The organism is Streptomyces sp. SN-593, assembly GCF_016756395.1.
GTDB lineage: Bacteria > Actinomycetota > Actinomycetes > Streptomycetales > Streptomycetaceae > Actinacidiphila > Actinacidiphila reveromycinica.
Genome location: NZ_AP018365.1, coordinates 8,291,157 through 8,312,091 on the forward strand (window position 1 = coordinate 8,291,157; position 20,935 = coordinate 8,312,091).

General features: G+C 75.6%; 23 protein-coding genes and 1 riboswitch. Of the genes, 13 read left to right on the forward strand and 10 right to left on the reverse strand.

Going from position 1 to position 20,935, the window contains the following annotated elements:
• Positions 1–14 precede the first annotated feature (14 nt).
• On the reverse strand, positions 15–1,577 hold the full coding sequence (locus RVR_RS34950; RefSeq protein WP_202237931.1) for a coagulation factor 5/8 type domain-containing protein: 1,563 nt from the start codon (positions 1,575–1,577) through the stop codon (positions 15–17).
• Positions 1,578–1,984: 407 nt separating this feature from the next.
• Positions 1,985–2,257, reverse strand: a complete 273-nt coding sequence (locus RVR_RS34955) for a hypothetical protein (protein WP_202237932.1) — start codon at positions 2,255–2,257, stop codon at positions 1,985–1,987.
• Between the two features lie 289 nt (positions 2,258–2,546).
• On the opposite strand from RVR_RS34955, the gene RVR_RS34960 reads away from it, so the two are divergent.
• On the forward strand, positions 2,547–2,987 hold the full coding sequence (locus RVR_RS34960; RefSeq protein ID WP_202237933.1) for a GNAT family N-acetyltransferase: 441 nt from the start codon (positions 2,547–2,549) through the stop codon (positions 2,985–2,987).
• A 174-nt stretch (positions 2,988–3,161) separates the two neighbouring features.
• On the opposite strand, the gene RVR_RS34965 is transcribed toward RVR_RS34960, so the two are convergent.
• On the reverse strand, positions 3,162–3,608 hold the full coding sequence (locus RVR_RS34965) for a winged helix-turn-helix transcriptional regulator (RefSeq protein ID WP_202237934.1): 447 nt from the start codon (positions 3,606–3,608) through the stop codon (positions 3,162–3,164).
• A 120-nt stretch (positions 3,609–3,728) separates the two neighbouring features.
• Between RVR_RS34965 and RVR_RS34970 the strand changes: the two genes are divergently transcribed.
• Positions 3,729–4,979 (forward strand): MFS transporter, encoded by a 1,251-nt coding sequence (locus RVR_RS34970; RefSeq protein WP_237405466.1) that lies wholly within the window; start codon positions 3,729–3,731, stop codon positions 4,977–4,979.
• A gap of 107 nt (positions 4,980–5,086) precedes the next feature.
• On the forward strand, positions 5,087–5,737 hold the full coding sequence (locus RVR_RS34975; RefSeq protein WP_202237936.1) for a uracil-DNA glycosylase: 651 nt from the start codon (positions 5,087–5,089) through the stop codon (positions 5,735–5,737).
• A 71-nt stretch (positions 5,738–5,808) separates the two neighbouring features.
• On the opposite strand, the gene RVR_RS34980 is transcribed toward RVR_RS34975, so the two are convergent.
• Positions 5,809–6,630, reverse strand: coding sequence for a DMT family transporter (locus tag RVR_RS34980; RefSeq protein ID WP_430393204.1), 822 nt, complete (start codon positions 6,628–6,630; stop codon positions 5,809–5,811).
• Positions 6,631–6,703: 73 nt separating this feature from the next.
• On the opposite strand from RVR_RS34980, the gene RVR_RS34985 reads away from it, so the two are divergent.
• On the forward strand, positions 6,704–8,248 hold the full coding sequence (locus RVR_RS34985) for an aminotransferase-like domain-containing protein (protein ID WP_202237939.1): 1,545 nt from the start codon (positions 6,704–6,706) through the stop codon (positions 8,246–8,248).
• A 125-nt stretch (positions 8,249–8,373) separates the two neighbouring features.
• Here RVR_RS34985 and RVR_RS34990 read toward each other — a convergent pair whose 3' ends face one another.
• The 3 genes from RVR_RS34990 to RVR_RS35000 all read right to left on the reverse strand — a co-directional run bounded on the left by RVR_RS34990 (position 8,374) and on the right by RVR_RS35000 (position 11,169).
• Positions 8,374–9,276, reverse strand: a complete 903-nt coding sequence (locus RVR_RS34990) for a GH25 family lysozyme (protein WP_430393205.1) — start codon at positions 9,274–9,276, stop codon at positions 8,374–8,376.
• Positions 9,277–9,710: 434 nt separating this feature from the next.
• Entirely contained in the window at positions 9,711–10,181 is a 471-nt protein-coding gene (locus RVR_RS34995; RefSeq protein WP_237405155.1) for an NUDIX hydrolase, read from the reverse strand.
• A gap of 4 nt (positions 10,182–10,185) precedes the next feature.
• Positions 10,186–11,169, reverse strand: coding sequence for a YhjD/YihY/BrkB family envelope integrity protein (locus RVR_RS35000; RefSeq protein WP_237405156.1), 984 nt, complete (start codon positions 11,167–11,169; stop codon positions 10,186–10,188).
• Positions 11,170–11,451: 282 nt separating this feature from the next.
• On the opposite strand from RVR_RS35000, the gene RVR_RS35005 reads away from it, so the two are divergent.
• The 3 genes from RVR_RS35005 to RVR_RS35015 all read left to right on the forward strand — a co-directional run bounded on the left by RVR_RS35005 (position 11,452) and on the right by RVR_RS35015 (position 13,040).
• A complete protein-coding gene (locus tag RVR_RS35005) occupies positions 11,452–12,045 on the forward strand; it encodes an NADPH-dependent FMN reductase (RefSeq protein ID WP_202237942.1) in 594 nt (197 codons plus the stop codon).
• Between the two features lie 70 nt (positions 12,046–12,115).
• Entirely contained in the window at positions 12,116–12,565 is a 450-nt protein-coding gene (locus tag RVR_RS35010) for a winged helix-turn-helix transcriptional regulator (RefSeq protein ID WP_202237944.1), read from the forward strand.
• 59 nt (positions 12,566–12,624) lie between these two features.
• Positions 12,625–12,688, forward strand: a riboswitch (guanidine-III (ykkC-III) riboswitch).
• A 31-nt stretch (positions 12,689–12,719) separates the two neighbouring features.
• A complete protein-coding gene (locus RVR_RS35015) occupies positions 12,720–13,040 on the forward strand; it encodes a DMT family transporter (RefSeq protein ID WP_202237946.1) in 321 nt (106 codons plus the stop codon).
• 149 nt (positions 13,041–13,189) lie between these two features.
• Here RVR_RS35015 and RVR_RS35020 read toward each other — a convergent pair whose 3' ends face one another.
• The 3 genes from RVR_RS35020 to RVR_RS38255 form a co-directional block, all read right to left on the reverse strand.
• Positions 13,190–14,110, reverse strand: a complete 921-nt coding sequence (locus RVR_RS35020) for a hypothetical protein (RefSeq protein WP_202237948.1) — start codon at positions 14,108–14,110, stop codon at positions 13,190–13,192.
• Positions 14,111–14,482: 372 nt separating this feature from the next.
• The gene (locus tag RVR_RS38250; RefSeq protein ID WP_272933126.1) at positions 14,483–15,337 is read right to left on the reverse strand and encodes a glycoside hydrolase family protein; all 855 of its coding nucleotides are present in this window, start codon (positions 15,335–15,337) and stop codon (positions 14,483–14,485) included.
• 11 nt (positions 15,338–15,348) lie between these two features.
• The gene (locus tag RVR_RS38255) at positions 15,349–16,173 is read right to left on the reverse strand and encodes a thaumatin family protein (RefSeq protein ID WP_237405157.1); all 825 of its coding nucleotides are present in this window, start codon (positions 16,171–16,173) and stop codon (positions 15,349–15,351) included.
• 214 nt (positions 16,174–16,387) lie between these two features.
• Here RVR_RS38255 and RVR_RS35030 point away from each other — a divergent pair, with 214 nt between their 5' ends.
• The 6 genes from RVR_RS35030 (at position 16,388) to RVR_RS35055 (ending at position 20,786) form a co-directional block, all read left to right on the forward strand.
• A complete protein-coding gene (locus RVR_RS35030; protein ID WP_202237958.1) occupies positions 16,388–16,828 on the forward strand; it encodes a MarR family winged helix-turn-helix transcriptional regulator in 441 nt (146 codons plus the stop codon).
• Positions 16,829–17,225: 397 nt separating this feature from the next.
• Positions 17,226–17,798 (forward strand): YbhB/YbcL family Raf kinase inhibitor-like protein, encoded by a 573-nt coding sequence (locus RVR_RS35035; protein ID WP_202237959.1) that lies wholly within the window; start codon positions 17,226–17,228, stop codon positions 17,796–17,798.
• A gap of 323 nt (positions 17,799–18,121) precedes the next feature.
• On the forward strand, positions 18,122–18,541 hold the full coding sequence (locus RVR_RS35040; RefSeq protein WP_202237960.1) for a PPOX class F420-dependent oxidoreductase: 420 nt from the start codon (positions 18,122–18,124) through the stop codon (positions 18,539–18,541).
• An 82-nt stretch (positions 18,542–18,623) separates the two neighbouring features.
• Positions 18,624–18,770 carry a hypothetical protein gene (locus RVR_RS39015; RefSeq protein WP_202237961.1) on the forward strand — a complete coding sequence of 49 codons (147 nt, stop codon included), beginning with the start codon at positions 18,624–18,626 and terminating at the stop codon, positions 18,768–18,770.
• Positions 18,771–19,282: 512 nt separating this feature from the next.
• A complete protein-coding gene (locus RVR_RS35050; protein WP_202237962.1) occupies positions 19,283–20,431 on the forward strand; it encodes an inorganic phosphate transporter in 1,149 nt (382 codons plus the stop codon).
• Between the two features lie 124 nt (positions 20,432–20,555).
• Positions 20,556–20,786: a hypothetical protein gene (locus tag RVR_RS35055; RefSeq protein WP_202237963.1), complete on the forward strand. Its 231-nt coding sequence runs from the start codon at positions 20,556–20,558 to the stop codon at positions 20,784–20,786.
• Positions 20,787–20,935: the final 149 nt, after the last annotated feature.

Below are 20,935 nucleotides of genomic sequence, written 5' to 3' on the forward strand. Positions count from 1 at the left end.
CGCCCGCCCGCTGTTCAGCGCGACGCCGGGACGCCCGACGCGGCGGGACCGCGGCCGTCCTCGCCGGCCCACGCCTCGCCCGCCGTTCCGCGACCCGCCGTGAACAGCCCGGTGGCCCGCACCCCGTCGCCGTTGACGACCACTGCCGGCCGCTCCCCGCCTTCCGGGCCGCACGCTCCGGCGTGCCAGACGCCGACGTGGTCGAGCAGCACCCCGTCGCTGTTGACGACGAGCGCGGAGCCCGTCCCGCGGCCGCCGCCGACCCGCAGGCAGACGTCCTGGACCGAGGCCGGATCGCGCGGGTCGGCGCGGCCACCCCGCCGCGCCCCGATCTCCAGCAGCACCGGGGAGTCGGCCGGGTGCCCGTCGATCAGCAGCCCCGCGATCCGCACCCCGCGCGCGTCCGCGACCGTCATCGCGACCACGCCCGGGCGCGGGCGGAGCATCGCGTGGCCGAGCCCGAGCACCACGGTGCCGGACCACTTGACCCGGACGGTGTCCGCGAGGTCGTAGACGCCCGGAGTCAGCAGGAGGTGCCGTCCCTGCGAGAGCGCCTTGTTGATCGCGCGCGCCGAGTCCTCCGGCCGGGCCACGAAGAAGCGGTCGATCGGCACCGACGAGTCCGGCGTGCCGCCGACGCTCCCGCCCGCGCCCGCGCCCGCTGCGGTGTGCCGCAGCCCCGGCAGGAACACGCGGTAGTGGCCGCCCTCGCCGACGTAGAGGAACGGCCTCCCGCGGCTGGGCGGGCCGTCCGCCCGCGCGGGGAGCGGCGGTTGCGGGAGGACCCGCGCGGGCCGTTCCGCCGTCTCCCCGGCACCGGCGGCGGGGCCGACCCGTACCGGCTCCACCGTGATCATCGGGCCCGCCGGCGCGTCGGCGATCCGCCCGCCGCCGCGGAGCCCGCTCCCGCCCGGGGCGAGCAGCAGTCGGCCGCGCACGTGCATCCGGTGCACCGGCGCGGTGGGTGACGCGTCCCGCCAACCGCCGTCCACGGGCGCGGTGGTGGGGCCGCCCGCCGTGCGCGGGGCGTCCGCCGGCGCGCCGCCGGCCGCGTGCCGGCTCGGCCGTCCCGTGATCCGCACGGCCCCGTCGACGGTGACGTCGCCGGGGTGCGCGCCGAGGCCCGCGACGGAGGTACGGGGGCCGAGCCGGAGGTCCACGGCGTAGTGGCCGGGCTTGAAGAGGAAGGTGCGCAGGCCGGCGGGGTCGGACCCCTCGGCCGGCGGCGCGGCCGCGGCGGCGTCCAGTGCCTCCTGGACCCGGCCGATCGGCGTGTCCGGACCGAACACGCGGACGTTCGGGCCGAAGTCCGGCTCGGCGGACGGCCGGTAGGCGTACGCGGGTCGCCGGCCGCCGCGGTCGCGCGCGGAGGAGGCGGCCGGTGCGGTGCCGGGCGGGGCGGGCGCGACAGCACCCGCCGCGGATACGGCGGGCGCGGCGGGTGGGGGTGCGGCGACCGGCGCGGCGGCGGCGAACGTGCGGCGGCGCAGCGCCTCCGCGACCAGCGTGGCGGTTCCACCCCCGAGCCCTTGGACGGCTCCGGGCGCGTCACTCCCTGCGGCGCTGCGTGAAGGCATACGACCTACCCCTGTCCTACGGCCGGCGGCTGCGGTGCGCCCGGGCGGTGCGCGCGAGGCGTTCGGGGGCGCGGTGCGCGAGCGGCGAACGCTGCTGAGAGCGCTCTCTTGGACCGTACCCTGCGGGCATGTGGCGTGCCGTGTCAAGGCGTGAAGAGAGCGCTCTCCGTGATCTGTCGGAACCGAGGGTCACTGAGGCGGGTGGGGCGGAGGAGGTCACGGGGTGGTGACGGCTCGGGCGAAGCGGGGGTGCGGGGGTGCCGCGCGGGTGGCGGTTCCGGTGGTCCGCGAGGGGGCGGGCCGGGGGCGCGCGGCGATCGGGGCTGCGGACGGGCGCGCGGGGTGGCCGGCGGCCGGTGGTCGCGGTGGCGCGGGGTGGCCGGGGCCGGGGGCGGAGGCGGTTGGCGTCAGGGGGCCTGGTCGGGGCTGGGGTGGTGGGGAGCGTAGTGCGGGGCCCGCGCGTCCCAGGTCATCTGCTTCAGCTCCATCCGCGCGGCGGGGGCGGTGCCGGGGAGGGTGGCCCAGTACGGGTGCGCGCTGATCCGGACGGACAGCCGGACCAGGCGGCGGCGCAGCACGGTGGTGCGCGCGCCCGCGCCCGCGCTCGCCGCCAGTTCGCGGTAGGTCGTGTACCAGTCGTGCTGCGCCTGGACGAGGTCGTCGGGGAAGAAGTGGGGCATGGCTGGATTCTGGCACATGTTCGAACGGGTGTGCGATAAGGGGGCGGGTGTCGGGGTGGGGCCTTCGGGTGGGCGTCGCTTTGGGGCGGTGCCTCGCCCGGGGGCGCGTGGGCGGCGGAGGCCGGGCGGGGTCGGCGGACGCGGTGCGCGGTGGCCGCGGGGTGCCCGCGGGTGGCTGCGCGGATCGGGGAGGACGGGACCGCGCGGGCCGGTGGTGGTAGCACGGGGCGTGGCGGTCGGGCGGGGCGGAGCCCGCGGCCGCCGGTCACCGGTGGACGGGAAGGGTGCGATGGACGTGGCGCTGCGGGCGGTGCAGGACGGCGACCTGCCCGTCTTCTTCGTACAGACGGCGGACCCCGAGGCGGTGTGGATGGCGGCGTTCACCTCGGAGGACCCGGCGGTCGTCGGGCGCACCGTGGTCGGTGCCGGGGGTGACGTCCTGGGCCACGTCGCGGTGTTCGGGCCGCCGGAGGAGCGCGAGGTCACGTACTGGATCGGCCGGGAGCACTGGGGCCAGGGGGTGGCCACCGCCGCGTTGCGCGCGCTGCTCACCGAGGTTCCCGAGCGGCCGCTGCACGCGCGCGCGGCCATCGACAACGCCGGGTCGATCCGGGTACTGGAGAAGTGCGGGTTCGCCGTCGCCGGCACCGAGCGGGGGTACGCGCACGCGCGGGGCGAGGTGCTCGGGGAGGTCGTCCTCGTCCTGCCCGCGCCCGCCCTGTACGGCTGACCCGCGGCGCCGCCACCGCGAACGCGGGCCGGGCCCGGACGGCCGCGCGCCCACGGGTACGGAGCGGCCGTCACACCACTCCCACCGCACCACTCTCCCCGCGCCGCGCTCACCGAGCGGCGTGATGTCGTGGCGCGCGGGCCGGCGCTCCGGCCGGCGCTCCGGCCCTGGCGTTCAGCCGATCTTCCGGACGGCCGTGTCGTCGGCGTCGACCCGGCGCCCGTCCGCCGCGTGGACCTCGAGCGGGCGCAGGGGGCGCCCCTCGTGGCGGTCGAGGAGTGTGGAGTGGGGCTCGCCGGGCGCGAACAGGTTCTGCTCGCCCCACTGCCGCAGCGCCACGATGACGGGGAAGAGCGCCCGGCCCTTCGGCGTCAGGACGTACTCCCGGTAGGCGCTGCCGTCCGACGCCGGCGCGGTGTCGAGCACGCCGGTGGCGACCAGCGCGCGCAGGCGGGCGCTGAGGATGTTCTTCGCCACGCCCAGGCTGCGCTGGAACTCCCCGAAGCGGCGGCTCCCGTCGAAGGCGTCGCGCACGATCAGCAGCGACCACCAGTCGCCGATGGCGTCGACCGAGCGCGCCACGGGGCAGTCGCTGTCGTCGAAGCGGGTCCGCTCCACCATCGCGCACTCCTCTCCCGTGCTCCCGTATTCGGTTGCAACATGCTACCAGAACGGTCTACCGTCCATCGGGTAGCAAGATGCAACCGGATGTGAGGGGTCGGCGTGGAAACGGACGAGGGCGTGACGACGGCCGAGGGCGCGGGGCCCGCCGCGGGGGAGGCCGGGCGCGGGCTGTCCCGGGGGCTCGCCCTGCTCTTCGCGGTGGCCTGCGGGACGGCGGTGGCCGACGTGTACTACGCGCAGCCCCTCCTGGTGACGCTCGGCCGCGACTTCTCGCTCGGGACCGCCACGGTCGGCGCGGTGGTGACCCTGACCCAGGTCGGGTACGGGCTCGGACTGTTCCTGCTCGTGCCGTTGGGCGACCTGCTCGACCGACGGCGCCTGGTCGTGGCCCAACTCCTGCTGCTGGCCGTCGCGTCGGCGGTGGTGGCGACCGCGGCCGACGCGGCGGTGCTGTTCGCCGGGCTCGCCGCCGTGGGGCTGCTGGCGGTGGTGACGCAGACGCTGGTGGCGTTCGCCGCCTCCCTCGCCGCGCCCGGGGAACGCGGGCGCGTCGTCGGGCTGGTGACCAGCGGCGTGGTCACCGGCATCCTCTGTGCCCGTACGGTGTCGGGGCTGCTGGCCGATGCGGCCGGGTGGCGCTCGGTCTACCTCTGCTCGGCGGTCCTCACCGGCGCGCTCGCGCTGGCCCTGCACCGCCTGCTGCCGACCGGCCGCGGTGCCGCTCCGGCGGGCGGGGGCTACGGCCGGCTGCTGCGGTCGACCGCCGTCCTGTTCGCGCGGGAGCGCCTGCTGCGGGTACGGGCCCTGCTCGCCCTGCTGATCTTCGCCGCCTTCAGCGTCCTGTGGAGCAGCGTGGCACTGCCGCTCAGCGCGCCCCCCTACGCGCTGTCCCACACCGGGATCGGGGCGTTCGGGCTGGCCGGGGCCGCGGGCGCCCTCGCCGCCACCGCGGCCGGCCGGCTCAACGACCGCGGCCACTCCGGCCGCACCACGGGCGCCGGGCTGGTCCTGCTCAGCGCCTCCTGGCTGCCCCTGGCCCTCACCCGGCAGTCGCTGTGGGCGCTGGCGGCCGGCGTGGTCCTGCTCGACCTCGCGGTGCAGACGGTCCACGTCACCAACCAGACGCTGATCCACGCGCTGCACCCGGCCGCCGGCAGCCGGCTGATCGGCGGCTACATGGTCTTCTACTCGATCGGCAGCGCCTCCGGAGCCCTCGCGGCGACCTCCCTCTACGCGGCGGCGGGATGGCGGGCGGTGTGCGCCCTGGGCGCGGCGGTCAGCCTGCTCGCGCTCCTGCTGTGGGCCGCCACGCGCGGCAGCGACCCGATCCCGTCCGCCCCGGCCCCGTCCGCTCCGGTCGGTGAGTGAACGGCGCGCCGGAAGCGGTACGGTGCCCAGGTGGTGGTACGCGGGCGACGGCATGACGAGCAGGGTGGGTACGGCGTGACGGGTGCGGGTCCTGCCGGGTGGCCGCGGTGAGCGGGCCCGACCTGGCGCGGTTCTGGTCGCTGCTGCGGGACGTTCCGGTGTCCGACGACGCGGAGTTCCTCTACGGCGCGGACGCGGCGGGCCGGTTGCGGACGGAGAACCTGCGCCGCTACCTGGAGTTGATCGCCCGGAACCGCCCCCGCGTGATGCTGGTCGGCGAGGCGCCCGGCCACCGGGGCCACACGATCAGCGGCATCTCGTTCACGAGTGTCCGCCAACTCACGGCCCGGCCGGGGCTGATCACCGGTGACCCGGAGGGCGACGGCTTCCGGGTGCCGCCGGAGCCCGCGTTCGGGTGGGAGGCGTCCTCGGGGGTGGTGTGGGGCGCGATGGCCTCGTGGCGCGGACCGCTGCCGCTGTTCTGGCCGATCTTTCCGCACCACCCGCACGAGCCGGGGCGCCCCGCCTCCAACCGCACCCCGCGCGCGGCCGAGGTGGCCGCAGGCGCTCCTGTCGCGCTCGCCCTCGGCGAGGCGTTCGAGATCGGCACCTTCGTCGCGGTGGGCCGCAAGGCGGAGGCGGCCCTGGCGCGCCACGGCGTGCCCGCTGTCCCCGTCCGCCACCCCGCTCAGGGCGGCGCCCGTGTCTTCACCCGCCAACTGGCCGAGCTGAACGCGGAGTCGACCACCGCGCCGTAGAGGTCCCGCGGCCCGCACACCGCCCGTACCCCGACCGGCGTCGGCAGGGCGCCGGTCGGGGACAGGTGTGGTCACGCTCTGGCGCGTTGGGTGACCGTGATCGCCAGCAGGACGGCCAGTGCGGTGAACGGCGTGACGGGGGAGGGGTGTTCGCCCATGAGGAGGACGGACCACAGCAACGTGGCCAGCGGCTGGGCGAGTTGGAGTTGGCTGGCGCGGGCGACGCCGATGGCGGCCATGCCGCGGTACCAGACGACGAAGCCGCAGAACTGGGAGACGACGGCGACGTAGAGCATGCCCGCGACCGCGCGGCCGGTCAGGTGGACCGGTTCGGACGGCAGCGCGAGGGCGGTGACGACCGCGGTGGCGGGCAGTGCGGCGACCACGCCCCAGGCGATGACCTGCCACCCGGGCATGTGCCGTGCGAGCCGGCCGCCTTCCGCGTACCCGGCGGAGCAGACGAGCAGCGCGCCGAACAGGTAGAGGTCGGCGACCGTCGGCCGGCCGTGGCTCTGCTCCAGGGTGAAGCCGATGACGGCGGCGGCCCCGGCGACCGCGCCGTACCAGAACGGCCGCGACGGGCGCTCGCCGTTGCGCGCGACCGAGGCGATCGCGGTGGCCAGCGGCAACAGGCCGATGACGACGGCGGAATGGGCGGTCGAGGAGGTCCGCAGCGCGAGCGTGGTCAGCAGCGGGAAGCCGATCACGCAGCCGCCGGCCACGACGAGCAGCCCCGGCCAGTGGCGGCGTCCGGGGACCGGCACCCGGCCGGCGACCAGGCAGGTGCCGGCGACCAGCGCGGCGAGCACGCCGCGCAGTCCGGTGGACGTCCAGGGGCCGAAGCCGTCGAGCGCCCAGACCGTCGCGGGGAAGCTGAAGGAGAAGCTGAGCACGCCGGTCGCGGCGAGAACGGTCCCGTGGTTCGCTGTTATCCACCGGACCGGAGTAGCGCTATCTTGTGCTGACATGAACGAGGGTAGCAGTGTGGACCAGTTGCTCGGCCTCCTGCGGGCCGAGGTGGCGCGCTGCCCGGAGGGCGGCAGGCTCCCCTCCAGCCGGGCCCTCATGGAGCGCTACCGGGTCAGTCCGGTGACCGTCTCCCGTGCCATCGCCGTGCTCGTCACCGAGGGCGAGGTGACCTCCCGCCCCGGCGCCGGCGTCTTCCGCGCCCGGCCGCGGGCGCCGCGCCGGGCCCACGGCGACCTGTCCTGGCAGGAGGTCGCGCTCTGCGCCGACCCGCCGTCCGCTCCTGTTCCCACCCCCGCCGCGGTCCCGGCCTCGGCGGCCGGAACCCCGTTCCCCCCGCGAGCCGCGGTCCCGGCGTCCGCCCCGCGCGCCGCCGACGCCTCGGGTGTCCTCGCCACCCTCGCCGTGCCCCCGCCCGGCGTGATCGACCTGGTGGGCGGCTACCTGCACTCCTCCCTGCAACCCGAGCGCGCGCTCGCCGGGGCGCTGGCCCGGGCCGGCCGCCGTCCGGGCACCTGGGACCGGCCCCCGGTCGAGGGGCTCGCGGACCTCCGGGCGTGGTTCGCCCGCGACATCGCCGGACCGGACTCCGCCCTCGGCGGCGCCGACGTCCTGATCGCCGCCGGCGGCCAGAGCGCCCTCGACACCGCGCTGCGCTCCCTCGCCGCGCCGGGCGCGGCCGTCCTCGTCGAGTCACCCGCCTACCCGGGCACGCTCGCCGTCGCCCGCGCCGCGGGGCTGCGCCCGGTTCCGGTCCCGGTGGACGGGGACGGGGTGCGCACCGACCTGCTCGCCCAGGCGTTCCGGGCCACCGGCGCGCGGGTGTTCGTCTGCCAGCCGCTCTTCCACAACCCCACCGGGGCCACGCTGTCCGCCGAGCGCCGGCCGGAGGTGCTGCGGATCGCGCGCACGGCGGGGGCGTTCGTGGTGGAGGACGACTTCGCGCGGCGGCTGGCGCACGCCGACGCGCCGCCGCTGCCCGCACCGTTGGCCGCCTGCGACCCGGACGGCGTGGTGGTGCACGTGCGTTCGCTGACCAAGGCCACCTCGCCCTCCCTGCGGGTCGCCGCTCTCGCCGCCCGCGGCCCGGTGGCCGAACGGCTGCGCGCCACCCAGGTGGTGGACAGCTTCTTCGTGCCGCGCCCCCTCCAGGAGACCGCCCTGGAACTGGTCGGCTCGCCCGCCTGGCGGCGCCATCTGCGGACGCTGGGCGGCGCCCTGCACGAGCGCAGGCTCGCGGTGGCCGAGGCGCTGCGCCGCGAACTGCCCGAGCTGCGGGTGCGGGTTCCGCACGGCGGCTACCACCTGTGGCTGCGGCTGCCCGACGGCTGCGACGAGACCGCGTTGGCCGCCGCGGCGCTGCACGCGGGGGTGGCCGTCACGCCGGGGCGCCCCTACTTCGCGGCCGAGGCGCCGGCGCCCCATCTGCGACTGAGCTACATCAGCGCGGTGAGCGCGGACCAACTACGCGAAGGGGTGAGCCGGTTGGGACGCGCGTACGCCGACGCCCGCCCGGCGCGCACCGGCGGCGCGGGCACCGGCTGAGGCGGGGGCGCGGGCACCCGCGGACACGGCGGGGGCGGGAACCGGCCGCGAACACGGCCGCGCCCGGGCGGCGGAGCCGACGCGGGTCGGCTCGCCGTCCGGGCGCGTACGCCTCGACGACGCGGTCAGGGCGTGTTGTTGGCGAGCGCGAGCAGCCGGGCGCTGCTTCCGCTGAACCGGTCGCGGTCCACCGCGCCGGAGACGCCGCTCACCGCGCCGGCGTCGGTGTACTGCCAGAACGTCCAGAACGGGAAGCCGCTCGGGATCGTGGGGCTGGCGGCGGTGGTCCAGTGCGCCACCCACAGCGGGCTCTTGGCGGACATGCCGCTCCAGCCGCCGGTGCAGGTGTTCCACCAGCTCGCGCTGGTGTAGATGACCACGTCACGGCTGGTCTTGGCCTTGTAGGTGTTGTAGAAGTCGAGGATCCAGGACTGCATCGCCGCCGCGGTCTTGCCGTAGCAGCCGCCCTCCAGGTCCAGCATGCCCGGGAGCGTCAGGTTGTCCGCCGACCAGGCGCCGCCGTGCGCGGCGAAGTAGGTGGCCTGCGCCGCGCCGCTGGACAGGTCCGGGTGCGCGAAGTGGTAGGCGCCCCGGATCACCTTGGCGTTGTAGGCGTTGAGGTAGTTGGCGCTGAAGTTGGGGTCCGTGTAGGTGGTCCCCTCGGTCGCCTTGATGTAGGCGAACTGGATGCCCGCGGCCTTCACCGACGACCAGTTGATCGACCCCTGGTAGTGCGAGACGTCGATCCCCGCCGGGTAGGTCACGTTCGGGGACGCCAGGCCCTTGGCGTCGAACTGGAGGTGCTTCGCGTCGGGTGTGAAGTCCTTGCTGTCCTGGACGTAGCCGACGCCCATGTAGCCGTGGCCGAGCGGGATGGTGCTGCCGGACGGCGCGGACGCGGGCGCGGGGGCGGCGTTGGCCGCCCCGGTCGTCGACATGGTCGCGGCCAACGCCAGTCCGGCGGTGAGGACGGCGGCCGTCGTCAGCCTCCGCCGTACGGCCCGGGCGTTGCGGTTTCGCGAGAACAAGGCTTCCTCCATGCACGTTTGAGGTGGGGGCGCGTGCGGGTGCGGGGTGTGCTCGTGCTCGTCCGATGAGCGGGTCTACTCGCGTAGCCCTTGCCTCACAAGTGGGGGTGGTGTGGTGAAGAGCGGGGGGAGTTGGTGCGGGTGAGGTGCTCGTGGTGAACGCGCCATGAGTGACGCATGAACGACCCCGCCGAGTAAAGGGGTTCGGGAAATCCTCTGTGGTCCAGTCCACTGGGCCGCGCCTGGAACTGCGGCGATGAGGTGCCCCCGCCGGTAACTTTCAGTGGCCTGAAAGTCACCTCGCACGCCTGTCTGTCGCACGATCGGGTGATGGCAACGTGCCCGTAACCGGCGGTACTTGAGCCGGAGCGGTCCGGACCGGGCAGGCGCGTGCCGGATGCGGAAAGGTTTCCGCCGGCGGCCGGCGGCGCCGTTCAGGACGGCATGCGCAGGGCGTCGGCGGCGGCGGGGGAGAGCCGCTCCTTCGACAGTCCGGACAGCGGGACCCAGCGGGCGGCGCCGGTGGAGCCGCCCTGCTCGGTCACGGTCGGCGTGCCCGCGGCGACCCGGGCGAGGTAGAACAGCCCCACCAGGTGCCAACTGACGCCGAGGCGCTGGGCGACGTACGACCGGGCACCGAGCAGCCGGGCGTCGAGCAGGTCGAGGCCGGTCTCCTCGCGCAGTTCGCGGGCCAGGGCGTCGGCCGGCTGCTCGCCGGGGTCGATGCCGCCGCCGGGCAGGTGCCACAGTCCGGGCTCGAACACCGGGGAGGCGGCGGAGAGCCGGGTGAGCAGCAGGCTCCCGCCGGCGCGCGCGACGGCGTACGCCGACACGCGGGTGCGTACGGTGTCCTCCGGCATGGTCGTCCCCTCCGCCTCGTGATCGCCCTGGGGCAGCCCACCCATTCGATCATGAACCCGGCCGTGCCGGGTCGGCGGGCCCGCAGGCGGGCGCGGGGGGTCGCGGGAGGGCGGGCAGGAAGCGGGCCAGGGGCGGCTCGGTGGCCAGGACGGCACCCGCGGTGATCGTGAAGGTCAGCGCGACGCAGATCGCGACCAGCCACGACAGCAGCGTGAAGACGGAGCCGAGCGGACCGTAGGTCGCGAGGCTGCGGTCGAGCGCCGGCGGCATGTAGAGGCGGGCCGTCACCGACAGCGCCGTCATCGCGGCGGCGGTGAGCGCCGCGCCCGGCAGGAGCGGCAGCCACGGCAGGCGCGCGCCGAGCAGCAGGTGCTGGGACCACCACCACACCGCGAGGTCCGCGGCGAAGATCAGCGGCACCCCCAGCCACGGCCCGGCGCCCAGGCCGTCGCGCAGCGGCCCCTGGAGGACGAGTACCGCCACCCACGCCACGATCCAGGCGAGCCAGCGCCACGCCACCAGCCGGGCCGCCGCCCGCGGCAGCAGCCAGGCCCGCTCGCAGACCCGGGCCATCGCCCGGCTGCTCGCGGTGGCGGTCAGCAGCGTCACCACCGCTCCGATCGCGCCGGTGGTCTGCCGCTCGGTGTCGGTGTCGCCGCCCTGCGGGTCGTAGAGCTCCTCGAGCTGGTGCTTGGCCTTGCCGTCGAGCCCGAAGAGGTCCTGCGCGGAGTCCAGGAGGTGCGTGCGGACGCTCTGCGGGGCGAAGGCGGCCACCACGAACATGAACGGCACCGCGGTCAGGAAGAGCTGTGCCGCCAGACGGGTGGCCGCGTCGAGCAGGTTCACCGACAGCAGGCGCGCGGTCAGCTCGGTCAGGACCGGGAACCGCCGTTCGGCGGCCCGACGCGCGGCCAGGACCCGCGCCCGCCCCGCCGCCCAGGGCCCGCGCCGTGCCCGGGTGCCGCGCCCGCCCCGCCGCGGGCGGTCGGCCCCGCGGTCCGGCTCGCCGGGAGGCGGGGCCGCCGTGGCCATGGCTACCTCCGGCACGTGGGGGACGCGGTGAGGGCAGTATCCGACGGACACGGCCCGTGCGCCGGTCGGCGCGGGACGGAGGGGCGCCGGGCGCCGCGGGCTCCGGGCCGGCCCGACGGGCGGCTGCGGGGACCCGGGGACGGCGTGTCCGTTCACTAAGGTATCTTTAGTGCCGCCGGGGCGACCGGGCCGGTGGACGGCGGGACTCCGCGCCGACCGCACGGGTCCGCGGCGCCGCCGGGAACCGAGGACCAACACGTGGAACACGCAGGAGGAGACGCGATGACGAAGCTCGGGATCATTGTGGCGAGCACCAGGCCGGGGCGGCTGGGCCTGCCGATCGCCCAGTGGTTCGAAGGGGAGGCGCGTGCGCACGGCGGCTTCGACGAGGTCGACCTGATCGACCTCGCCGAGGTGGCGCTGCCCTTCATGGACGAGCCGGAGCACCCGCGGCTGGCCCGGTACACCCACCAGCACACCCGCGACTGGAGCGCCCGGATCGCCGGCGCGGACGCGCTGGTGTTCGTGATGCCGGAGTACAACTACGGCTACAACGCCGAACTGAAGAACGCCATCGACTACCTGCACAACGAGTGGCTCTACAAGCCGGTCGGCTTCGTCAGCTACGGCGGGGTGTCGGCGGGCACCCGCGCGGTGCAGATGGTCAAGCAGGTCGTCACGACCCTGAAGATGACCCCGGTCTTCGACGGCGTGAGCATCCCGTTCGTCCGGCAGTTCATCGACGAGGAGTCGAAGGTGCGCCCGAACGAGACGATGGTCGCGTCCGCCAAGGCGATGCTGGACGAACTGGTCCGGGTCGAGGCGGCGCTGCGCCCGCTGCGCCCCGTTCTGGCAGAATCGCGGCAGGACGCGTAGCACCGCACCGACGCCGCCGCGCGCGGGCGTCCGCCCGCCGCGGCGCGCACTACGGAGACGGGGGTTCCTGATGCCGGCCCAGGACGCAGCCGCGATCGAGATCCACCGTGTGTGCGCACGGTTCCACGCCGCGATCGAGCTGATCGGGGGGCGGTGGACCGGCGCGATCCTGCGCGCGGTGTTCACCGGCCAGCACCGCTTCGCGCACATCCGGGCGGCCGTTCCGGGGCTGAGCGACACCATGCTCGCCCAGCGGCTGCGCACTCTGGAGGAGAGCGGCCTGCTCGAACGCCGCGCGGGCGCGGGCGGCCAGAGCGCGGCGGAGTACCACCTCACCGACAAGGGGCGGGAGCTGGACCCGGTGCTGGAGGCGGTCATCGCCTGGTCACACCGCTGGATCCCGCTCCCGCCCGATCCGGCCGCGCCCCTCGCACCGTCCGATCCGCCCGCGCCGTCCGATGCGCGCCCGTCGTCCGTGCCGCCTGGACCGCCCGTACCGCCCGTACCGCCCGCGTTCTGAGGACCACGCGGTGGCCTCGGCCCCCCGTCGTCCGCTCGCCCACCCCCACGCGGCGCTTTGCTACGGTTGAGGTGTTCGCCCCGACGAGCGCACCGTACCGGGACCCTGCAAAGACGGTGCACCCCCGTAGTCAGCAACCCGCGGAGGTGCCGTCATGGCATGGGTCCTGATCGTTGTCGCCGGCCTGCTCGAAGTGGTCTGGTCGGTCGGCATGAAGTACACCGACGGCTTCACCCGGCTCTGGCCCAGTCTGATGACGGGTGCCGGCATCGCGGCCAGCATGCTGCTGCTCTCGCTCGCGGCCAGGTCGCTGCCGATCGGCACCGCGTACGGCGTGTGGGTCGGGATCGGCGCGGCGGGCGCCGCGGTGGTGGGCATGCTGGTGCTCGGCGAACCCGTCTCGGCCGCCCGGATCTTCTTCGTCTGCCTGCTCGTCGCCGCCGTGGTGGGCCTGAAGGCGACGGCGGGCCACTGACCGGCGACGAAGGGCCCGGACGCGAAGTGCTCGCGTCCGGGCCCTCGCCGCGCGACGGGCGCCGCGGGCCTACGGCGTCACGACGGCGTAACCGCCGCCGGCGTCACGCCGGCGGCACCGCGGACGGCGCGCCCGCTGCTGACGGTGCGTCAGTGCGCGCGGCCGGTACCGCGGCGGCGCACCACGAAGGTGACCGCTCCGCCGAGCGCGACCAGCACCACGGCGAGCGTGGCGAGCAGGCCGCTGTTGCCGCCGCCACCGGTGTGCGCGAGCGATCCGCTCGCGGACGGGGACGGGGAGCCGGTGTCACCGGCGGTCGGCGCGCCGGCGCTGGTGCTCGCGGAGGTCGTGGCGCTCGCCGTGTCGCTCGGTGTGGCGGAGCCGGTGTCCGTCGGGGTGCCGGACGGCGTGTCGGTCGGGGTGTCCGACGGGGTGTCGGCCGGCGAGGTGCTGTCCGAGGGGGACGGCGACGACGGCGCGGTGGTGGGCGGGGTGGCGGTGCAGTCCTTGCCGCCGACCGGGCCGTTCCACGAGGCGAGTAGGTTGGAGCCGATCACCGAGCCGTTCGGGCCGTGCGGCGCCGGGCCGTGGCCGGCGCCGGACTTGCCGTCGTACTCGGTGCTGCCCTTGTACAGGTCGATCTGCGCGAAGCAGCCCGTGGCGGGCGCGGTCACGGTGAGCTTGCCCTGCTGGTGGCGCTGCACGGTCACCGTCGAGAAGTCGGTGAGCACCTGCTGGCCGGAGGACGCGAAGTCCGGGCCCTGCGCCAGGTAGGCGGCGAGCGAGACCGTGCAGGTCCCGCTCTCGGCGGTGACGCCGATGGTGATCTTCCCGTCGTCCGACGGCTTGATCGAGGCCAGGCCCTGGCCCGGGGTCCACGACTTGCCGCCGACCGTGAAGGCGCACGTGCCGCCCGGGGCGGGCGTGCCGCCCGGGCCCTTGTGCTGCGCCGTGTACGTCGAGTGCCCGCCGCTCTGCGCGGACGCCGTTCCGGCGCCCACCGCCGTGGCCGTGGCCGCGACCGCCGTCGCGGCCACGGCTATCTGCCATGTTCTGGTGCGTCTTGCCATGAAAACGGCACCCCTCCTCCGTGTTTCTGCGACCCGTGGTCGCACACGGAGGAGATCTGCTCCGGCGTGCGCCGCACCCTGATGTGCGCGGGTGTCGTGCGCCGGGGGAGCGAAGTGCGCCGGGCTGCCCCGGACCCGGGATCAGGAGGCATCGTTGCCGTGCGACCGGAGGTATGTCAAGCCTGGTCATAAGGGCGAACACACCGCCGTCCCAGCGCTTTTCGCCCGTTCCCGGACCACCTCCGACACCTCCGGCACCAGCGGGCGCACCCGCCCCGCGGCGCTCTGCCGTCCTGCCGCCGCCCCCGCCGGACCACACGGTCCGGCGGGGGTGGCGGGGGTGGCGGGGGTGGCGGGGGCGGTGACCGCCGGTCAGCTCGCCGCCCGGTAGGCCGTGCCCGAGGAGTTGGGCACGGTGCCGTCGTACAGGCCGGTGGGACTGGTCTCGGTGGACAGGGTGAACCAGGCGTAGCGCTCGACGAACGAGAGGCTGTCGAGCATGGCGGTGGAGGACGTGACGAAGTCCGTCTGCTGCTGGGCGGTCGGGTAGCGCGGCGTGCTGCCGGAGAAGTCGGTCAGGGCGTATTCGGTGAGCCAGATCGGCTTGTGGTAGCGGTCGTACACCGCCTGGAGGTAGCCGCGCAGCTCGTCCGCGGCCGCCGGTGAGAAGTCGCCGCCGTACCAGTGCAGCGGGATGAAGTCGACGCGGTAGCCGCGTGCCGCCGCACCCGACATGAACTGGTCGAGCCAGCCGCCGGGGGTGTCGCCGCCGTACGCCACCGCCGGGGCGCCGAGCCGCAGCCCGGTCGCCTCCAACTGCGGCCACAGGTCGAGCGCCTGGTCGGGCGACATCGACGCCTGGCCGGCCAGGTCGGGCTCGTTGAAGCCGAGCAGTTCGGTGCCCTGCCGGGACGCCTGCGCGAGGTCGGTGGCGTTGACGTTCGCGGCGCCCCAGATCATCGGCACGAACTCGGTGCCGGCCGGGCCGGTGACGTCGCCCGGGGTGGTGCTCCAGTCGTAGTACCAGCCGGCCCCGACGTCGGCGAGCGCCTGCGAGGCACCGTCGACCGGGGTGACGCTCACGCCCTTGCGGGCCTCCGCGCCGGAGGCGGGGGTGCGGCCGAGCACGGTGAGCACGGCCAGTACGGCCAGTACGGCCAGCACGACGATCACGGGCAGCAGGCGCGCGGGGACGCGCCCGTGGGTCCTCGGACTCGACGTGGTCACGGCGCCGCCTCTCAGTGGAAGGTGACGGTGAAGCCGCTGCACGCCGTGCAGTCGCGCATCACCTTGTTGCCGGGCACGGTGTCGGCCTTCGACCAGGAGTACGCCCACGGGCAGTGCCCGCCGATGGCGTCGCTGTACGCCGTCTGCGCGTCGCGGTCGGGGTTGACGCACAGGCGGAGGCCGGTGCCGGCGTCCGTGGTCAGGTCGTCCGGGGGGCAGTACGGCAGCAGGTCGTCGGGGCAGCCCTCCTGCGCGCACGCACCGCCGTCCGGCGGCGGGGCGACGCCGTCGGGGCTGATGGTGACCGGTACCGAGAAGGCGTTGACGTAGCTGACGTCGTACCAGGGGGCGAGGCTGTCGGAGGGGTCGAAGTTGAACTCGGCGAGGCTGACCGGCTGTTCACCGGTGGTGCAACCCCCCGCCGACGCGCCGCAGTCGCCGAGCACGCAGTGGAACGTGCTGCCGTCGTCGCCCGAACACCCCTCGCGCGCGAAGAACGTGCCCCGCCAGTGGCCGGCGGCGGAGTCCTCCGGGATGGTGACGGTGGCGGACTGCCCGGTGTCGAGCACGGGCAGCCCGGTGAGCGCGGTGGAACCGTCGGCGTTGACGCTGCTGCCGATCCAGACGCGCTGTCCGGTGGAGTTGACGAAGGTGACGGTGTGGTCGGTGGCTGCGGGCGCCATGGCCGCAGGTGCCGCGGCCGCGGGCGCCGCGGCGGGGAGTGCTGTGACGGGGAGCGCCGTGACGGCGGCGGCGGGGCCGCCGGCCGCCGCGGTGGCCGCGAGCACGCAGCCGATCAGGAGTAACAGCGCGGACAGGGCGGAACGCAACCTCATACGGACCTCCGTGGGGGGAAGTGGGGGCGGGGTGCCGGGAGGACATCGTTGCCATGCTCATGCCCGCACGGGCGCCGGGTGATGCCAGGCCCCGTGATCCGGGGGCCGACAGGGGTGTTCCCGGGCGGGTCCGGGAGGGCGGCGGGGGAGGAGTGGCGGGAGGGCCGCGGGGAGCCGTATGTACTCAAGCAGGTTGATAAGCTAGGTTGAGCATATGGACGACGGTCAGGACCCGGGCGAGGTCGCCGCGCTGCTGCTGGCGGGCGTCAGCGTGCTGCTGAGGCGGGTGCGCCAGATGCCCGCCCCCGGCGGGTTGACGATGCCCGAGCGCGGTGCGCTGTCCCACCTGGAGCGCTCGGGGCCCACCACGTCCTCGGCGCTCGCGCGGGAGGTGCAGATCACGGCGCAGGCGATGGGGACGACGATGGGCGCCCTGCGCGCCCGCGGCCTGGTCGAACGCCGCCCCGACCCGGACGACGGCAGGCGCGGGGTGCTGACGGTCACCGACGCCGGTCGGCGGGCGTTGCAGGACAAGCGCGACGCGCGGACCGAGGTCGTCGCCCGTGCCCTGGCCGGCGGCGCGTTCACCGCCGTGGAGCTGGAACGGCTCGCCGCGGCCGCGCCCCTGCTCGAACGGCTCGCCCGGACCATCTGACGCCGGCTGTCGAAGCCGGCCGATCCGCACAGGAGTGACAGCCCATGGCACCGACAACGCACCACCGCGGTCCCGCGGCCGGCGGCAACGGCCGCCGGGGAGGCGCCGTTCCGGCCCCCGCCGGCCGCCCGGCCGCCCAGCGCCCCGTTGGCCCGAGCCGCGTCGGCCCGAGCTGTGTCGGCCCGAGTTGCGTCGACCCGAGCCCCGTTGACCCGAGCCGCGTCGGCGTCGGCTTCGTCGGCGCCGGCCCGGCCGTCGCGCATCGCGCCGGCTCCCGCGCGGCGGGCGTGCGGACGGGGGCGGCTCGCGCGGCAGCCGCCGTCCACCTCGTCGACCCGCGCCCGGACACCGGGTCCCGCGGCACCGCGTTGCGTGCCGACGTGATCGGAGTCGCGCGATGACGCTGCTCGGCCGGCTCCTGCGCGACCGCCGGGCGGGTGACGCCCACCTGGCGTGGCACCTGCCCAACCTGACCGGCCCCGAGGCACTGACGCTCACCAGCCGGGCCTTCGCCGAGGGCGAGTCCCTGCCGCTGGAGCAGTGCGAGAAGAGGATCGGCGGCAAGAACGTCTCCCCGCACCTGACATGGACCGCGCCGCCGGCCGGCACCGCGCAACTGCTGCTGGTCGTCGAGGACATCGACGTCCCCCTGGCCAAGCCGGCGGTGCACTGCGTCGCCCTCGTGGACCCGGCGGTGGAGGAGTTGGCCCCCGGCGCGCTCAACGTTCGCCGACCGACCGCGGGCGTCACGCCGTTGCGCGGCACCGTCGGGCGCGGCTACCGCGGCCCCGGGCCCATCAAGGGCCACGGGCCGCACCGTTACGTCTTCCAGCTCTTCGCGCTCTCCGCGCCCGTGGGCGGCGCCCCCGACGCGGAGGCGCCACGGCGGGAGCGGCCCCGCGCGCTGCTCCCCGGGATCGACGCCGAAGTCCTCGGCCGCGGCCGGCTGAACGGCGTCTACGAGCGCTGACGGTGCCCCGCCGGGGCCCGGCGCCGCGCTCCTCTCCGGCGCCGGGCCTCGGGCACCCGGGGCCGTCACGCCCTCCGGGCCGTCACGTCCCCTGTCCCTGCGCCCTTCTGTCCCTGAGCCCTTCGCGCTTTCCGCGCCTTCGGTCCCCAGGGCCTTCGGGACCGCCGGGCGCGGCTCCGGTGCCCCTGCGCAGGTCCCGTCGCCGGGGTCCGCGCCGGTGGGCGCGGGTGCGCACCGGCGCGTGCCGTGCGCCGCCCCCACGGCGTGCGTTGCAGAATGGCGGTGATCAGCAACGCCATCACCGCACGTCCAGGAGGACGCAGATGTCCAAACCGCCGCTGCCCGACGACGCCGCCGCCATGCTGGCCAAGGCGAACCCCGCCGTGATCACCACGCTGCGCCCGGACGGCCAGCCGGTGTCCACCGCGACCTGGTACCTGTGGGAGGACGGCCGGGTCCTGATCAACATGGACGAGGGCCGCAAGCGGGTCGAGCACCTGCGCAACGACTCCCGGGTGACGCTCACCGTGCTGGACAAGGACGACTGGTACACGCACGTCAGCCTGGTCGGACGGATCGGCGAGATCCTCCCCGACGAGGGACTCGCCGACATCGACCGGCTGGCCCGGCAGTACACCGGCAAGGAGTACGCCCGCCGCGACCGCGACCGGGTCAGTGCCTGGATCGAGATCGAACGCTGGCACGGCTGGGGCGCGCACAAGGACAGCAGCCAGGTCGGCTGACCCGCGCCCCCGGGCCGCGCCTGTTCGTGGTCAAGGACCGCCCGGCGCGGCGGCCGCCTTCGACGGCGCGAACACGCACCGCGTGCCGGCCCCGGCGGTGCGGGTGGTCGAGCAGGTGGGCGCGGGCGGCGCCTTCGCGGCCGGGTTCTCCGCCGGGCTGCACCGCGGCGCCCGCTCACCCGCGCCCTGCGGCTGGACCACCTCACCGCGGGCGCCGGGCTCGCGGTGACCTCCGACCACGGGCCGCTGCCGCCCCCTCGGTGGATCGCGGAGCGGTTGGCCGCGACCGAGGAGGAGCGGCGCTGCCCGGCCCCGCCATATCCCGGGGCGCCCCGGCTCCCGGGGGTCCGCGGTGAGCGCCCGCGCCGGTGACCGGGGGCGCCGGTCCAGGCGGGCGCGCCGGCCCGGCGCACCCCCTGAGCGCCGGCGGCCCCGACGCGGCCCCGACGCGGCCCCGACGAGGACCCGCCGGGCGACCCGGGCCCCGCGACCCCGGCCCCCCTGACCCGTCCGTCCGCGCATCCGCGAGGCGTGCCCCGGTTGACGCACCCGCTGCCGCCGCTCCGGACCTGACGCGGGCCGCACGAGGGCGACTTCCGGCCCCGGCCGACCGGCCGCCGCCGCACACAGGCGGTGCCGTCCGAGTGCCCCGCCACGGCGGAACCACACACGTCGCCCGTGCCTACCGGACCTTCACGTCCATGTCTCGCTGAGTACGCCGAGTGGTGCTCTCCTGGTGACGTGGACCACATCACCTTCCTCGTGGCGATGGTCATCGTGACCGCGCTCGCCTTCGACTTCACCAACGGCTTCCACGACACCGCGAACGCCATGGCGACGTCGATCGCGACGGGCGCGCTGCGCCCGAAGGTCGCGGTCGCGATCAGCGGAGTGCTCAACCTGGTGGGCGCGTTCGTCTCGACCGAGGTGGCGCGGACCATCTCCGGCGGCATCGTGAACGACGCGCTCGTCACCCCGGGCATGATCTTCGCGGGGCTGGTCGGGGCGATCGTGTGGAACCTCGTCACGTGGCTGCTGGGGCTGCCCTCCAGCTCCTCGCACGCGCTGTTCGGCGGGCTGATCGGAGCGGTGTGGGTGGGCGCGGGCCGACACGGCGTCGACTTCGACCAGGTCGTCGAGAAGATCCTGATACCCGCGGTCGTCTCGCCGCTGGTGGCGGGCCTGGCGGCGCTCGCCGCGACGTACTTCGCGTACCGGATCACCCGGCGGGCCCGCGCGGACACCGTGTCCAAGGGGTTCAGGGCCGGGCAGATCGCGTCCGCGTCGCTGGTCTCGCTCGCCCACGGCACCAATGACGCCCAGAAGACGATGGGCGTCATCACGCTCGCGCTGATCTCCTGCGGCGCCCTCGACAAGGGAGCGGGCCCGCCGGTGTGGGTGATCCTCACCGCGGGCCTGTCCATCGCGGCCGGTACCTACATCGGCGGCTGGCGGATCATCCGCACCATGGGCAAGGGCCTGGTGGACATCGAGTCGCCGCAGGGATTCGCCGCTGAGTCCGCCTCGACCGCGGTGATCCTGACCTCCGCCAACCTCGGTTTCGCGCTGTCCACCACCCAGGTCTGCTCCGGCGGCATCCTCGGCGCGGGCGTCGGCCGCAGGCTCGCCGAGGTGCGCTGGGGCACCGCGGGCCAGATGGCGCTGGCGTGGCTGGTGACGCTGCCCGCGGCCGCGGCCGTCGGCGCGGTGGCGGCGAGCGCGGTGGTGCACGGCGGCACGCTCGGCACCGTGCTGATCGCGCTGGCGGCCGTCGTGGTGGCCGGGGTGATCGTGCTGCTGTCCCGCCGCAACCCGGTCGACGCGGGGAACGTCAACGACGCCCGCGCGGCCGAGGTCCGGACCGCCGCGAGCGCGCGGGCCGGGGTGTGAGCGGCCCGGCCCGGCCGGAGCGGGCACCCGGACGGTCACCACAGCGGCAACCCGCGCGCGTACGGGGACGGGCGGGCACTGACGGAGCGCGCCGGCAACGGGCGGGCGGCAGGAGGGAGGCGTCATGGACGTGAAGTGGGGATCGCTGGCGGAGGTGGCCGTGGTGAGCCTGGGCGCCACCGTCGGCGTCGTGGTGGTCTTCGCCCTCGGCGTGTGGGCGCTGGCCGCCCGCGACGAGCACCGGGGGAGCGGTGGCGAGGGCGGCGCGCGGACCGTCGCCGCCGGCGCCTGCTTCGCGGTGTGCGCCTGCGCGGTCCTGTACGGCCTGTACCTGATCATCCCGCAGTTCCACTAAGGGCTGTCCGGCGGATCGTGCCGGTCGGGCTCGCGGTGTCCGGTGCCGTGCATCGCAAGGCGGAGAGACGTCCTCGTACCGGTCGTACGGGGGTGATTCGGCACCGCAGGGAGGTGCGGTGCCGGGCGCCGTGAGCCCGGCAGGATCCG

Bases quoted from the DNA above. Each gene is read 5' to 3' on its own strand.
- RVR_RS34950 (WP_202237931.1), bottom strand. From the start codon at position 1,577: ATGCCTTCACGCAGCGCCGCAGGGAGTGACGCGCCCGGAGCCGTCCAA.
- RVR_RS35035 (WP_202237959.1), top strand. From the start codon at position 17,226: ATGACGCTGCTCGGCCGGCTCCTGCGCGACCGCCGGGCGGGTGACGCC.
- RVR_RS35000 (WP_237405156.1), bottom strand. From the start codon at position 11,169: ATGGCCACGGCGGCCCCGCCTCCCGGCGAGCCGGACCGCGGGGCCGAC.
- RVR_RS35005 (WP_202237942.1), top strand. From the start codon at position 11,452: ATGACGAAGCTCGGGATCATTGTGGCGAGCACCAGGCCGGGGCGGCTG.
- RVR_RS35030 (WP_202237958.1), top strand. From the start codon at position 16,388: ATGGACGACGGTCAGGACCCGGGCGAGGTCGCCGCGCTGCTGCTGGCG.
- RVR_RS35040 (WP_202237960.1), top strand. From the start codon at position 18,122: ATGTCCAAACCGCCGCTGCCCGACGACGCCGCCGCCATGCTGGCCAAG.
- RVR_RS38255 (WP_237405157.1), bottom strand. From the start codon at position 16,173: ATGAGGTTGCGTTCCGCCCTGTCCGCGCTGTTACTCCTGATCGGCTGC.
- RVR_RS34985 (WP_202237939.1), top strand. From the start codon at position 6,704: ATGAACGAGGGTAGCAGTGTGGACCAGTTGCTCGGCCTCCTGCGGGCC.
- RVR_RS34955 (WP_202237932.1), bottom strand. From the start codon at position 2,257: ATGCCCCACTTCTTCCCCGACGACCTCGTCCAGGCGCAGCACGACTGG.
- RVR_RS35015 (WP_202237946.1), top strand. From the start codon at position 12,720: ATGGCATGGGTCCTGATCGTTGTCGCCGGCCTGCTCGAAGTGGTCTGG.
- RVR_RS35020 (WP_202237948.1), bottom strand. From the start codon at position 14,110: ATGGCAAGACGCACCAGAACATGGCAGATAGCCGTGGCCGCGACGGCG.
- RVR_RS34965 (WP_202237934.1), bottom strand. From the start codon at position 3,608: ATGGTGGAGCGGACCCGCTTCGACGACAGCGACTGCCCCGTGGCGCGC.
- RVR_RS35055 (WP_202237963.1), top strand. From the start codon at position 20,556: ATGGACGTGAAGTGGGGATCGCTGGCGGAGGTGGCCGTGGTGAGCCTG.
- RVR_RS35010 (WP_202237944.1), top strand. From the start codon at position 12,116: ATGCCGGCCCAGGACGCAGCCGCGATCGAGATCCACCGTGTGTGCGCA.
- RVR_RS34995 (WP_237405155.1), bottom strand. From the start codon at position 10,181: ATGGGTGGGCTGCCCCAGGGCGATCACGAGGCGGAGGGGACGACCATG.
- RVR_RS34960 (WP_202237933.1), top strand. From the start codon at position 2,547: ATGGACGTGGCGCTGCGGGCGGTGCAGGACGGCGACCTGCCCGTCTTC.